Origin of the sequence: Paraburkholderia sp. UCT31, assembly GCF_014397655.1 — a bacterium.
Classification (GTDB): Bacteria; Pseudomonadota; Gammaproteobacteria; order Burkholderiales; family Burkholderiaceae; genus Paraburkholderia; species Paraburkholderia tuberum.
Window position 1 is genome coordinate 95,955 of record NZ_VZQP01000004.1, and the last position, 13,287, is coordinate 109,241.

At 61.4% G+C, this 13,287-nt stretch carries 10 protein-coding genes; all 10 read left to right on the forward strand.

What is annotated here, in order from left to right; all coding sequences use genetic code 11:
- Positions 1-69 precede the first annotated feature (69 nt).
- The 10 genes from F6X40_RS03930 (at position 70) to tssM (ending at position 13,273) form a co-directional block, all read left to right on the forward strand.
- Positions 70-630, forward strand: a complete 561-nt coding sequence (locus tag F6X40_RS03930; RefSeq protein ID WP_262421357.1) for a fimbrial protein — start codon at positions 70-72, stop codon at positions 628-630.
- Between the two features lie 52 nt (positions 631-682).
- A complete protein-coding gene (locus F6X40_RS03935) occupies positions 683-1,366 on the forward strand; it encodes a DotU family type IV/VI secretion system protein (protein WP_262421358.1) in 684 nt (227 codons plus the stop codon).
- Positions 1,363-3,042, forward strand: coding sequence for an OmpA family protein (locus F6X40_RS03940; RefSeq protein ID WP_187626894.1), 1,680 nt, complete (start codon positions 1,363-1,365; stop codon positions 3,040-3,042). The genes F6X40_RS03935 and F6X40_RS03940 overlap by 4 nt, the downstream gene beginning before the upstream one ends.
- 205 nt (positions 3,043-3,247) lie before the next feature.
- Positions 3,248-3,781: a type VI secretion system contractile sheath small subunit gene (gene tssB / locus F6X40_RS03945; protein WP_184045111.1), complete on the forward strand. Its 534-nt coding sequence runs from the start codon at positions 3,248-3,250 to the stop codon at positions 3,779-3,781.
- A gap of 46 nt (positions 3,782-3,827) precedes the next feature.
- Positions 3,828-5,330 (forward strand): type VI secretion system contractile sheath large subunit, encoded by a 1,503-nt coding sequence (gene tssC / locus F6X40_RS03950; RefSeq protein WP_184068177.1) that lies wholly within the window; start codon positions 3,828-3,830, stop codon positions 5,328-5,330.
- A gap of 109 nt (positions 5,331-5,439) precedes the next feature.
- The gene (locus F6X40_RS03955; RefSeq protein WP_184023663.1) at positions 5,440-5,922 is read left to right on the forward strand and encodes an Hcp family type VI secretion system effector; all 483 of its coding nucleotides are present in this window, start codon (positions 5,440-5,442) and stop codon (positions 5,920-5,922) included.
- 140 nt (positions 5,923-6,062) lie between these two features.
- Positions 6,063-6,608: a type VI secretion system lipoprotein TssJ gene (gene tssJ / locus F6X40_RS03960; protein WP_187626895.1), complete on the forward strand. Its 546-nt coding sequence runs from the start codon at positions 6,063-6,065 to the stop codon at positions 6,606-6,608.
- 5 nt (positions 6,609-6,613) lie between these two features.
- Positions 6,614-7,963, forward strand: coding sequence for a type VI secretion system baseplate subunit TssK (gene tssK / locus F6X40_RS03965; RefSeq protein ID WP_187626896.1), 1,350 nt, complete (start codon positions 6,614-6,616; stop codon positions 7,961-7,963).
- Entirely contained in the window at positions 7,960-9,294 is a 1,335-nt protein-coding gene (tssL, locus tag F6X40_RS03970) for a type VI secretion system protein TssL, long form (protein WP_187626897.1), read from the forward strand. Before tssK ends, tssL begins: the two co-directional genes overlap by 4 nt.
- A gap of 13 nt (positions 9,295-9,307) precedes the next feature.
- Complete coding sequence (gene tssM, locus F6X40_RS03975; protein ID WP_187626898.1) at positions 9,308-13,273, forward strand: type VI secretion system membrane subunit TssM; 3,966 nt, start codon at positions 9,308-9,310, stop codon at positions 13,271-13,273.
- Positions 13,274-13,287 lie beyond the last annotated feature (14 nt).

A 13,287-nucleotide genomic window follows, 5' to 3' on the forward strand; every position in this document is an offset into this window, starting at 1 on the left:
CGAAGGTCGATACCCGGTCAGCTCCAGCGCTGCGGCTTAGATGATTCCGCCGACAGTAGAGGTCAGAAAATGAAAAATATTTGTAGATACTTTCGGATTGCCGGACTAATTTCCGGATTGATCGCAGGTGCGCTGTTGGGATCGGTTTGCGTACATGCGCAAGGCTCGCCTTCGGTCACGCTCAATTTTAGTGGCACCTATAACGCGACGACGTGTGCGCTGGTGAGTTCGCCCGACATGACGGTCACGTTGCCGACGCTTTCGACGCGATCGCTGCCGACGGCCGGAGTTATAGATGGCTCAAAGTTCTTTACCATCACGATCCAATGTCCAAGCGGTGTAACGGGGGCGCGCGTGTATTTCGAGAGCGGTTCGTCGACCGATCCCAACACCGGGAATCTGGACCTGCAGAATGCGAGCGGGGCGGCGTCGGCAACGAATGTACAGGTCATGTTGGCCAATGCGGACGGATCGCGGATCAAGGTCGGCGACCGGTCTACGATGAGAGTCGTTCCGATCACGTCCACGGATCCGACGCCGGTGGATTTCATTGCCAGCTACTACGCAACCGGTCGGGCCACGGCTGGCACCGTCAATACATTCGTCACCTATGTCGTCGAAATGCCCTGAGGGTGCCGGCGCGAATACGTTTCTTATTATGTTTGACTCAACAGTCGCGCTCATGCGAGCGACTGCGTTGCATGCAGCACTGCTGTCCGACGGCGCGGAGCTGCCGGCTATTCCTTTTTGGCGCGCGCGTTGCAGTACGTTGGTCGAGACGCTACAGCAGCAAATGCTGGATCGAACTTTTCCGGCAACGGATATCCGGGAAGTCAGCCTCGCACAATGCGTTCTGCTAGATGAACTGACGTTGCATGCATTGCCGTCCAGGCAGCGCGAGGAATGGTTGCGTGAGCCGCTGCAGATGCGTTTTCATGGCGTGCGCGACGGCGCCGCATGGGTATGGCACCGGATCGAGGCGGTGGTGGACGGCGGCGATCCGGACCCCGCCGGACTTGAGTTCTACACCATGTTGCTGGGGCTGGGCTTCGACGGCGGACGCGAAAACGCCAACGCATACCTGGAGCGTGCGAAATCGGCGTTGAACGGGCATCTGCGTAATAAGGCGGCGTTCTCCATACCCGACGCACCGGATAACAGCATGCCACTGACCAATTCGCTTCGGCCGTCGGACGTGTCACGGATCTCACATTCACGCAGAACCGCCGGCGGGGTGATTGCTGGCGCGGTTGCCATCGCGTCACTATGGACGGCGATGGACCTTAGTCTGGACGTTGCGACACGCGGTCTACCTCAAACGTCGTCGCCGCAGAGTAGTCCTATGCAGACGGAGCGTTCGCAATGATTTCCGGAAACAGCTGCCGGGCGGCGCTGATCTGGATCGCTGTCTCCGTAGTTGGACTGATATGGCTATGTTTGCCGCTTGCTCTCCAACCATCGTGGCCCGTTGTGCTCAGTCTTGTTCTGTTGATGGGGGCGGGGGCCGCCGTTTTGCCAGCTTACGGGCGATCGCATCCGACCCACGAGGATCAGGATTTTCAGCTCGGGAACGTGCGTCAGTTATCGATTGTTCTCGTCGTCGGGCCGCATGCCGGCGCGTTGTTTGCACACGATGGCCAGACATCCACACTGCGACGTAACGGTGATGCGCTGTGGTTGCGTGTCCGGTCCCCGCAGCAGTTGTCCAGCGTGTTGGCCACGGTGATGGAGTCGCATCAACGTCCGCCGGATGCCGTGCTGATGCCCATTGTTCCCGACGGTGAGTGCGACGATGCTGTGATTCGCCGCGAATTTTCCCGCTGGAAGCATCAAATCGACGCTTGCATCGGTCCCCGGGCGTTCGTATTACCCTGCTATATCGCGATCTACGCGTACCTCGGCTCGAATGGCGACCACGCAGTGGAACCGGTCTGGTTCGGCGATGCCATGAATATCTCGACGATGCAACCCGCGACCGCAACCGCGCGGCAACATGTGCAAGCGCTCAGGCAACAACTGGATCAGGCTTGGCTCGCTGTCGCCCACCCGGAACGTGGGTCGCGTGCCGGTCTGGGGCAAGCGGTGTTCGACTGGCTAGAAGATGAGGCGCTGCTATCGATACTTTCATCGCTCGCGAACACCGCGCCGTTCTCGCTGCGCGGCTTGCTGTTGGCCGACATCGGACACCCGCCGATGCGTCCAGGCGCATGGACACGATGGCTCACCGGCAAGACCGCGCTGCGGCCGCTGCTGACGAGGCCGAGGGCTCAACCGAAGCCGCTGTCTCTGCCTTTACTTACGACCATCGCGCGGAACGACAGATTCCGGGTTTCGAAGAGCGAGTGGGCCCGGTCGTATTCCGGAAGCTTGCACGCGTTGGCTGCGTCGGCGGTCGTCCTGATGGTGTCGATTGGTGTCTCCGCATGGTCGAACAGCAGGTTGGTCACGCGAGTCGCCGACGATCTCGAGGCTTACACGCATATACCCACAGCCCGCGCGGATGCGAAGCGTGAGCGATTCGAATCGTTGCGCAGACAATCCGCCGAGCTGGCTCGCTATGCGAGCAACGGTGTGCCGACCGGGCTCGGCTGGGGACTGTATCGGGGCAAGCAGTTGCAAGTCGCGCTTGAACGCGTGACCGCGACATCGCATTCCCCGACGATCGCCGCGCATTCCCCGCCCCTTGCTGTGACGATCGACAGCCTCTTGTTATTCGACAGCGGCAAGACGACGCTCAAGTCAGGTGCAGAGCCAAGGCTCCACGCGGTTCTCGATCTGATTCGCGCGAATCCCGACAAGCGAATTCTCATCGCGGGTCATACTGACAACGTGGGTGCCAGCGTCGCGAATCAAAAGCTCTCCGAGGCACGCGCGCGGGCCATCCGCGATTGGTTCGTCAACACGGCTACGTTGCCCGTCACACGTTTCGCAATTCAGGGGTATGGCGATACCCGGCCGATCGCCGGCAACGAAACTAGTCAGGGGCGCGAGATGAATCGTCGTGTCGAAATCACCGTTGTTCCCGATTCAGGCACGCACTGAAAGTACTCGTCGCGGGTAGCCCTCTGGGAGCCTGCGTTCGCACACGCCAACCCGGCCTCGCTTTTGCGAACGGGACAGACTTTTGGGCAACCGCCCATATCGCCGCGCTGCTCCGAGACATAACATCTTCAGCTTGCGGATTTCATACGAAAGCGAGCGGTGTCGCCGCTCCTTCTTTTATTTGAGCGAACAACCTCAGAGCACTATGTCGGCTTCTACCAGTTCTCAAAAATTCATCGCACGTAATCGTGCCCCCCGCGTCCAGATTGAATACGACGTCGAAATTTACGGTTCGGAAAAGAGAGTCGAACTCCCGTTCGTGATGGGCGTCCTCGCCGACTTGTCGGGCAAGCCGCTCGAACCGTTGCCCGCCGTCGGCGATCGTAAGTTCTTCGATATCGACATCGAGAACTTCGATGAGCGAATGAAGGCCATGAAGCCGCGTGTCGCGTTCGCGGTGCCCAACACGCTGACGAACGAAGGTCATCTGATGGTCGATATCACGTTCGAAAGCATGGACGACTTCTCGCCTGCAGCCGTCGCGAAGAAGGTTGACGCGCTTGCGCAGCTACTCGAGGCGCGTACGCAACTCGCCAATCTGCAAACGTATATGGATGGCAAAAGTGGCGCGGAAAACCTGGTCAGCAAGGTGTTGAGAGACCCAGCGTTACTCGAAGCGCTCGCAAAGGCGCCAAAGCCGGAAGCGGCATCCACCGGCGAACCGGTGACCAACGAATGATTTTTGCTTTCCGCACGAAAGCACAGCCTGAAACAATGGGGAAATGATGGCCGAACTTCAAGCGAACACGCGCGCCAAGGCAACGGCGAGCGTGACCAATCAGTCCGATTTCAACGCACTCCTATCGCGCGAATTCAAGCCCAAAACGGAGCGCGCGCGCGAGGCTGTCGAGGGGGCTGTCCGGACGCTCGCTCAACAAGCACTGCTTACATCGGCAACGGTGTCCGACGACGCGTACAAAAACATAGAGTCAATTATTGGGGAGATCGATCGCAAATTATCCGAACAGATCAACCTGATTCTCCACCATGAAGATTTTCAGAGTCTTGAAAGCGCATGGCGTGGGCTTCATCACCTCGTCGCGAACACGGAAACGGATGAGAAGCTGAAGATCCGCTTTATGGATGTGTCGAAGGACGACCTGCGTCGCACGATGAAGCGCTATAAAGGGATTGCGTGGGACCAGAGTCCGTTCTTCAAGCAAATTTACGAGGAAGAATACGGGCAGTTGGGTGGCGAGCCGTACGGCTGTCTCGTCGCCGACTACTACTTCGATCACACGCCGGCCGACGTCGACCTGCTAGGCTCGATTGCAAAGGTGGCGGCAGCGTCGCATGCGCCGTTCATTACGGGCGCGGCACCGTCCGTGCTGCAGATGGACTCGTGGCAGGAACTCGCCAACCCGCGCGACCTGACGAAGATTTTTACGCAAAACCTCGAGTACGCACCTTGGAACTCGCTGCGTAGTTCGGAAGACGCGCGCTACATCGGCCTTGCAATGCCGCGTTTCCTTGCACGTCTGCCGTATGGCGTCAAGACGAATCCGGTCGACGAATTCAATTTCGAAGAGGCGACCGCCGGCGCGGATCATCAACGCTATGTATGGTCGAACGCGGCCTACGCAATGGCGGTGAACATCAACCGTTCGTTCAAGAACTACGGTTGGTGCACGCTGATTCGCGGCGTGGAAAGCGGTGGGGTAGTTGAAAACCTGCCGTGTCACACGTTCCCGACGGATGACGGTGGCATCGACATGAAGTGCCCGACGGAAATTGCGATCTCCGACCGCCGCGAAGCGGAATTGTCGAAGAGTGGTTTCATACCGCTCATTCACCGCAAGAACACTGACTACGCGGCGTTCATCGGCGCGCAATCGTTGCAGAAGCCGGTCGAGTACCACGATCCCGACGCAACTGCGAACGCGAATCTATCGGCACGTCTTCCGTATCTGTTCGCGTGCTCGCGCTTTGCGCATTACCTGAAGTGCATCGTGCGCGACAAGATCGGCGCATTCAAGGAGCGGGACGAAATGCAGCAATGGCTCAACGAATGGGTCATGAACTACGTTGACGCCGATCCCGCGAATTCGTCGCAGGAAACCAAGGCACGTCGACCGCTGGCCGCGGCCGAAGTGGTCGTCGAGGACGTCGAGGGAAATCCGGGATATTACCAGGCGAAGTTCTTCCTGCGTCCGCATTTCCAACTTGAAGGTCTGACGGTTTCTTTGCGTCTCGTCGCGAAGCTGCCGCTCGTGAAGGATGCAGCCTGATCTGACGTCTACCGTTCATTCGGTGATTGAGCGACAGACAGGCGCTCACTAAATATGCCTGACTTTCATTGAGCATCTTTAAAACTAATCGGTACCAAGGAGTATTTTTATGGCGCAAGACATCTTTCTCAAGATTAACGGGATTGATGGTGAGTCGGCAGACGCTAACCACAAGGACGAAATCGATGTTCTGAGCTGGGCGTGGGGCGTTACGCAGCAATCGAATATGCACGTTGGTTCCGGTGGTGGCGCTGGCCGAGCCACGGTCGACGACTTCACGTTTGAGCATTTCATCGATCGTGCAACGCCCAACCTGACGCAATACTGCCTGACCGGTAAGCACATCGACGAAGCCAAACTCGTCGTGCGCAAGGCTGGCGGTAATCCGCTCGAATACATCAAATTCACGATGAACGACGTGCTGGTTACCTCGGTGCATCCGTCCGGCGTCAGCGACAGTGAATCGCGTCCGTGCGAAACGGTGCGTCTGTCCTTTGCTCGCCTGAAGCAGGAATATGTGGTGCAGAACGCGCAAGGCGGTAGCGGCGGTGCGATCACGGCGACCTTCGATATCAAGAAGAACACGGCCTAAATCGCACATTTTCCTGAATCTTGGCACGACGACCCTTTTGTCCGGGACGCCGTGTCAAGGTTGTTAACCGGGATGCCCGGCTGGATGCAGGCATCCTGGTTCATTCAGGGCGATGTGCGAGATCACCTTGATACCGTCAGATGGTTTCAATCTTTTTTTCCCGCTTCGCGATATGGCTGCGTATCGGGGGCTGGCTAGCCCTAAGCGGGGCGAGCGCATGGCTGTCCGGGTGCGCTACCGCGTCGGCTCCCGTTGTCAAGGAGCGAACGACCCTCCGGCTTCAGATCGCGGCAAACGAGAACGTCAATCCGAACGAGTGGGGAACGGCGGCGCCGATCCTCGTGCGGGTCTACGAACTGAAGTCGCCGACGGCGTTTCAAACCGGCGACTTTTTCACGCTGCAAAGCGACGACAAAAAAGTCCTTGGCGACGACGTGCTGGTCGTTGACGAATTTATTCTGCGTCCCGGCGATACACGCGAGATCGTCCGGAAGTCGAACCCCGCCACTACCGCAATTGGCGTGCTGGCCGGCTACCGGGATCTCGGGAAATCGGTCTGGCGCGCGGTTTACCGGTTGCCAATCGCGCCCGACGTCGCATGGTACAGGATGGCTCTTCCAGACAAGGAACAGAAGCTGACGATCCAGCTCGATCAGCGCACTGTTTCGATTTCAAAGTCAGACTAATTTCGATGAGTTGGTATAGCAAAGTTGTTTGGAGCGAAGGACTCTTCCTGCGCCCGCAATTGTTTCAGCAGCAGGAGCGGTATTTCGAGTCGTTCGCGCATCGCCGGAGCGCGCCGCTGAGCCCGTTTTTCTGGGGCTTCAGCCGTTATGAAATCGATCAGGAATCGCTCGCGTTCGGCAAGCTGGTGTTCAAGAGCGGGCTCGGCGTATTTCCAGACGGCACACCGTTCGAGGTGCCTGGCCTGACGCTGCCCCCGCCCCCACTGACGATCGGACCGGAACATCAGGAGCAGATGATTTACCTGGCGGTCCCGCTTCGCTTGCCTAACACCGAGGAAACCGCCTTCACCGAGCAGAGCGGATCGCTGGCCCGTTACCATGCGTACGACGCCGAACTGCGCGACAGCAACGCGATCGGCCAAGGTCCGAAGCCCGTCCAACTCTCGAATCTGCGCTTGCGGCTGTTGCCCGAGAAAGAGCTGACGCAGTCGTGGATCGGGCTTGCGCTGACGCGCGTGAAGGCGCTGCACGCCGACGGCGCCGTCTCGCTGCACAGCGCCGACCACATTCCGCCCGTGACCGGTTACGGCGCGAATCCACTGCTGCGCGAATGGGCGATGCAGCTGCACGGCCTCGCGCGACTACGCGCCGACGCGCTCGCCGCCCGTCTGTCAGGTGCTGATGGCCGTACGGGCGCGGCGGCCGAAGTGGCCGACTATCTGCTGCTCCAGGTGCTCAATCGCTATGAGCCGCTGCTCGAGCATATTTGCCAACTCGAGGAGACCGCGCCGGTGACCCTGTATCGCGAGCTCGCCCTTTTCGCGGGCGAGCTTTCGACCTTCGTGCGTCCGCAAACGCGGCGTCCGCGGGCGGCTCCGGGCTATGACCATGCGCAGCTCTACCGCAGTATCAGGCCCCTCGTCGAGGAGGTTCACTATCTGTTGAACCAGGTGTTGATTCGTGGTGCGCAGCCCATTCCGCTTACGGAGCAGGCGCATGGCATCCGTACGGCCGCCATGCTGCCGAACGAATTGGCCGGCTATTCGAGCCTCGTGCTCGCCGTGGGCGCGCAGATGCCTTCCGAATTGCTGCAGCAGCAGTTTCTTGCCCAAACGAAGATCAGTCATCCGCAGCGCTTGCCGGAATTGATCCGTTCGCACCTGCCGGGTCTGGCAGTAGCGGCGCTGCCGGTTCCTCCGCGCCAGATTCCGTTCAACTCGGGCTTTATCTATTTCGAACTGTCGCGTACCGGACCGTTCTGGGAACAGATTGCGCGGCACGGAGGGCTTGCCATGCATGTCGCCGGGCACTTCCCGGAACTCAAGCTTGAGCTGTGGGGCGTGCGTCAAAAATGAGTACCGGTGCATACGGGGACGACGCGTTCGAGTTTCTGTTGAACCCCGACAACTCTGCTTCTGGCCGGAGCCAGCCGTCTGCCGTTCCCGCTGGACGTCCCACAACCGCGGGCGTCGCCAATCAGGAACCGGTGGTCGATGCGGCCGCGTTCGATCCGCCGGAACAAGTGCAGACGCGTCTGGAGCGCATGAAGGCTGCGCGCAATCCGTTGTGTGAAGCCGCGCAGCCTTTGTTGCGCATGCTGGCGGACATGCCGGCTTCGCTCGATTCGTTGGCTGCGGTCGCGAGCTTGCGCTCGCTGCTGGTGCGCGAGGTCGCCGCATTCCAGAAGGTCTGCGACAAAGCGAGTTTGCCGTGGAAGCACGTAGCGGCTGTCCGCTACGCGCTGTGCACCGCGCTCGACGAAGCCGCCAATCGCACGCGTTGGGGGAGCGGCGGAATTTGGGCCGCGGGGGGGCTGCTGCTCAAGTTCGAAGGAGAAGTGGACGGCGGCGAGAAGTTCTTCCTGCTGATCGGCCGCATGGCAACGGATCCCCAGGAGTACATCGACGTCCTCGAGGTGTTGTATCGCATTCTCAGCCTTGGATTCGAAGGACGCTACAGCGTTGCCGCGGACGGTCCACGTCATCTGGAGCAGATCCGGCAGCGGATGCTGACGCTTATCAGCGGCACGCGGGACACGATGCGGCTCGAACTGTCGCCGCACTGGCGCGGCGAGGAGCCGGGCAGGATGCGGCTGCTGAAAAGCGTGCCGGTCTGGGCGACGGCGGGCGTCGCTGCGCTATGTGTGTTCTCGCTGTTCGCCTGGTACAAGTATCGGCTTCTGGCGCAAAGCAATGCGCTGGAAGCGAAGATTCTCGCGATCGGAGAGCCGATCAAGGTCGCGGCTCCGGTCGTTCACGAGCGCTTGCGCCTGTCGATTTTGCTGAAAGACGAGATCGCTCGCGGCCAGGTCTCCGTCGAAGAGAACGCGAGCAGCAGCCGGGTCGTGTTCCGTGGCGACTACGTGTTCCTGCCGGGGCAAAGCCGCATTCGACCGGAACTGGATCCGGTGTTGACCAAGGTCGCGCGGGAGGTCGTCCGGGTCGGCGGCAATGTCACGGTGACCGGGCACACCGACAACCAGCCGATTCATACGGCGGAGTTTCCTGACAACCTGGTGCTATCGGAAAAGCGCGCCGCGTTCGTCGCCGACGTATTGAAGGCGCACGGCATGCCCGGCAATCGCATCGAGGCTGTCGGCAAGGGCGATACACAACCTGTCGCGGACAACAGTACAGCGGAAGGTCGTTCCCGCAATCGACGCGTGGAAGTCTTCGTCACGCATTAACGGGAAAGCCTTGATGTCTTATTTGAACCGCTTATCGAAACTTGTGCTCACGCGCCAGACGCTGGTGCTCGCCGCGATCCTCGTGACGGCTGTGGCCGTCTGGTTCGTGGGACCTCTGATTGCATTTGGCGACTACCGCCCACTCGAGAGCGCGCTCTCGCGCACGCTGTCGATCGTCGTGCTGTTATTGCTGCTGCTGTTCTGGCTGCTCGGCTGGTCGCCTGGCGTCATCGGCGTCGCGTTGCTGTGTCTCGCGCTCTGGTATTTCGGACCGATACTCGCGTTCGGCCAAACGCATCCACTCGGCACCACATGGTCCCGCGTGCTGCTGATCTCGGTGCTGCTTGCCTGCTACGCGATCTATGGGCTGTATCGTCTGTGGCGGGCAGTGCGCAGCGATGACGTGCTGCTGCAGCGCGTTCTGAACCCGTTCACGAAGAAGTCGGCCGCGAGCCCTGTCGCACGAGACGAAATCCGCGCGCTTCACGCGGTCGTCGCGAAGGCCATCGACAAGCTCAAACGCATGCGCGGCGGACCGGCAGGGCTGCGTCGTCTGCTCGAAAGCCAGCGCTATCTGTACGAACTCCCGTGGTACATGGTGGTGGGCTCGCCAGGCGCCGGCAAGACGACGTTGGTCCTGAACTCGGGTCTGGATTTTCCGGAGGCGGATCAGATGGTCGCGGCGTCGCTGAGAAGCCGCGTCGAAACGGCGAACTGCGACTGGTGGTTCGCGAACGAAGCGGTGCTGATCGACACCGCTGGCCGCTATACGGTTCAGGACGCAACGTCGCAAGACGCCGCGAAGGTTGACGTCAATCCGGAAGACCTGAAGAGCGAGAACGAGGCCGAGTGGCGCGGCCTTCTGGGGCTGCTTCGCAAGCGGCGCCCGCGCGCGCCGATCAACGGTGCGTTGCTGGTCGTTTCGGTCGAAGAGTTGTTGACGCGCCCAGCGCCCGAACGAAAGGCGCTCGCCGCGTCCATGCGCGCTCGGCTCGGCGAGTTGCGCCAGCAGTTGGGGATTCGATTCCCCGTCTACGTGCTCGTCACGAAGCTCGATCTGCTGCCCGGCTTCGGGGAGTATTTCCAGTCGTTGACGGCGGAAAGCCGCGCGCAGATTTTCGGCTTCACACTGCCTTATCAGGAAGCGGCGGAACAACACGGCCGCGACACACTGCGCCTGAACTGCGCGGCCGAAATGCGTGAGCTGGAGCAGGGACTCGAAGACGGCGTCAACACGAGGCTGCAAGAGGTGTACGAGGTCGATCTGCGCAAGAAACTTTATGCGCTGCCGTCAGAATTTCGTAGCCTGTGTGCGGAACTCAATGAATTGCTCGCGCTGGTGTTTCTCGATTCGAAATACGACGACACGCAGTTGAACAGCACGCTGCGCGGCGTCTATTTCACGAGCGCGGCGCAAACTCACGAGGCCGTGTCCGCCGACAGCTCCACGCTCTTGCAGCGGCTGCGTCGCGGGCTCGCGGGTTGGTTCGGTGCCGCGCCGAAAACGGTCTCGCCGTCGTCCGGCGACGCGATGCCTACCGGCTATCGCGGCTATTTCTTGCGCAATCTGTTTCAGCGCGTGATCCTGGCCGAAGCGCATCTGGTGCGGCCGAACCTGTACTGGGAAGTCCGCTTCCGCGCGTTGCGTCTGATCGGACATCTGCTCGCGATCGTCGTGGCGGTGTGGCTGATTGCTGCGCTCGTCGTGAGCTTCGGCAACAACCGCGAGTATCTCGCCGCGATCGATGGCAAGGCCAATGCGCTCGTCGCGCGGGTCCTGTCGCAACGGAAGGCGCCGCAGCCCGGGACGATGGGGACGCTTCTGTCGGCGTCGCGTGAGCTGCCTCAGTTCGACGGCATGGACCTCGACAGTCCCGGTGTCGCATGGCACTACGGGCTCTACGCGGCGCCCGCCATCCGCGCCGCGGCCGGCGAGACTTACAACAATCTGCTGAAACAGATGCTGCTGCCGCAAGTCGTCGGCCGGCTCGAAACGGTGCTCGATACGCAAATCGGCGTACAGGACGCGGACGGCGTTTATCGCACGCTGATGGTCTACCTGATGCTGTTCGATGGCTCGCACTACGACGCGAAAGCGGTCAAGGCATGGGTGCTCGGCGACTGGGAACACGCCAACAGCGTCGCATCGCTCGGCGAGCGCAACGTGATGGCGCGTCACCTCGATGCGCTGATCGTGGAAGGGGTGCCCGCGGTGCCGGCAAGACCGGTGAATGCGCAGCTCGTGCGCCGCGCGCGCGAGTTCCTTGGCCGCAATCCGGCGTCCGGACGGCTCTACGAACGTGCGATGAACGCGATGGCTCCCGAGGCGCCCGAGAACGTCACGCTGCTGAGCGCCGCGGGTCCGCAGGCCACTACCGTGTTCATGCTGGCCGGCGGTTCGACGCTCGCGCGAGGTATCCCCGGTCTCTATACCTACGACGGCTATCACGCCGTTTTTAACAAGCGCCTCCCTGATTTTCTCGAGCAGGCGCGAAAACAGGACGCTTGGGTGATGGGCGAGGCCGATGCATCGGCGCGGCGGCGGCGGATGGCAAACGGCAACGCACCGCGCAAGGACAGGCTCGCCGACGATATCCGTCGCCAATACCTGACCGACTATGGCAATTACTGGAGCCAGTTTCTCGACGACGTGAGACCGGTGTCCGGCAGCGAAGGCACCCTGGCGCCCGATCTGCAGACGCTGCGTACGCTGGCTGCGCCGGATTCGCCGCTGGCGAGACTCGCGCGAACGGCCGCGCGCGAGACGTCGCTGTCGATCGTTGATGGCGCGGACGAGCCGTCGGCCGCCGGTAGTGCCATCAACGTGATCATGCGTCGCTCGCAGGCGGCGCGCGCAGCGAGCGCCGTGGCCGCAACCGCCACGATCGGTCAGCTCGCGCAACAGAAGATGGAACGTGAACTGGTCGACAGACGCTTTGCCGCGCTGCGCGAAGTCGTGACCGGCCAGGCCGATAGCGGGAGCGCGCTGCCTGGCGGCAGCGGCGTGCTGCAGCTGGGCGGCGTCATCGGGCTGATCAACGAGCAGTACACGCGATTGATGACGGCCGGCGACGTGCTCGCCACCAACAGCATGCCGCCCACGGATGACCTCGGCTCCACGATGCAGCTCGAGGCGCAGAAGCTTCCGCCGCCGTTTCGGGCCGTGCTCGCGGGCCTCGCGTCGCAGTCGATGCGCAAGGTGGACCGCAATGTCGGCTCCCTGCTCACGATGCAGGTCGAATCGAGCGTTGGCGCGCAATGCCGCCGTGCTGTCGAAGGCAAATATCCGTTTGCCGCGAGCGCCCAGGAAGTCGACATCGACGATTTCATTCGCGTGTTCGCGGCCGGCGGCCTGCTCGACGACTTCTTCCACAAGACGCTCGCCAGCCGCGTCGATACGAGCATGCGGCCATGGCGCTATAAGCCGGTCAGCCCGGGCATGCCGCCCATGCAGGGACCGGGCCTCGAACCGTTCGAGCGCGCCGCGGCGATCCGTCAGACATTTTTTCGCGATCCCGGCGCGACCCGGATGTCGTGGAACGCGGGCCTCAAGGTCGTGTCGCTGGACCCCGAGATTACCGATCTGCTCATCGACGTCGACGGGCAAAACCTGCGCTATGCGCATGGTCCGGTCACGACGTCCCCGATCACCTGGCCGGGGCCGCGCGGCGGTTCGATGGCCGGCCTCACCGCGAATCCGCGCGTGCGTCCGGACACGTCGACCGTCATGACCGAAGGTCCGTGGGCGCTGTTCCGTCTGATCGACCGGGGCCGCGTGACGTCGACGTTGTCGTCGAGCCGCTCGGCGGTGGACTTCAATTTCGACGACCGGCACGCGGTCATCGAACTGACATCGGGCGGACAGTCAGGACCGCAACTCACGGCGTTGCTGCGCGATTTTCGTTGTCCCGGTAGCGGAAACGCGATGGGAAAGCGAGCGGACGCGTCGTCAGGCTCCGCATTCGCCGACGAACAGTAGCGTCTTTTCGATAT

Coding starts and splice junctions, on each gene's coding strand:
- tssJ (WP_187626895.1), top strand. CDS start 6,063: ATGGTTTCAATCTTTTTTTCCCGCTTCGCGATATGGCTGCGTATCGGG.
- tssL (WP_187626897.1), top strand. CDS start 7,960: ATGAGTACCGGTGCATACGGGGACGACGCGTTCGAGTTTCTGTTGAAC.
- tssB (WP_184045111.1), top strand. CDS start 3,248: ATGTCGGCTTCTACCAGTTCTCAAAAATTCATCGCACGTAATCGTGCC.
- F6X40_RS03955 (WP_184023663.1), top strand. CDS start 5,440: ATGGCGCAAGACATCTTTCTCAAGATTAACGGGATTGATGGTGAGTCG.
- tssC (WP_184068177.1), top strand. CDS start 3,828: ATGGCCGAACTTCAAGCGAACACGCGCGCCAAGGCAACGGCGAGCGTG.
- tssK (WP_187626896.1), top strand. CDS start 6,614: ATGAGTTGGTATAGCAAAGTTGTTTGGAGCGAAGGACTCTTCCTGCGC.
- F6X40_RS03930 (WP_262421357.1), top strand. CDS start 70: ATGAAAAATATTTGTAGATACTTTCGGATTGCCGGACTAATTTCCGGA.
- F6X40_RS03940 (WP_187626894.1), top strand. CDS start 1,363: ATGATTTCCGGAAACAGCTGCCGGGCGGCGCTGATCTGGATCGCTGTC.
- tssM (WP_187626898.1), top strand. CDS start 9,308: ATGTCTTATTTGAACCGCTTATCGAAACTTGTGCTCACGCGCCAGACG.
- F6X40_RS03935 (WP_262421358.1), top strand. CDS start 683: ATGCGAGCGACTGCGTTGCATGCAGCACTGCTGTCCGACGGCGCGGAG.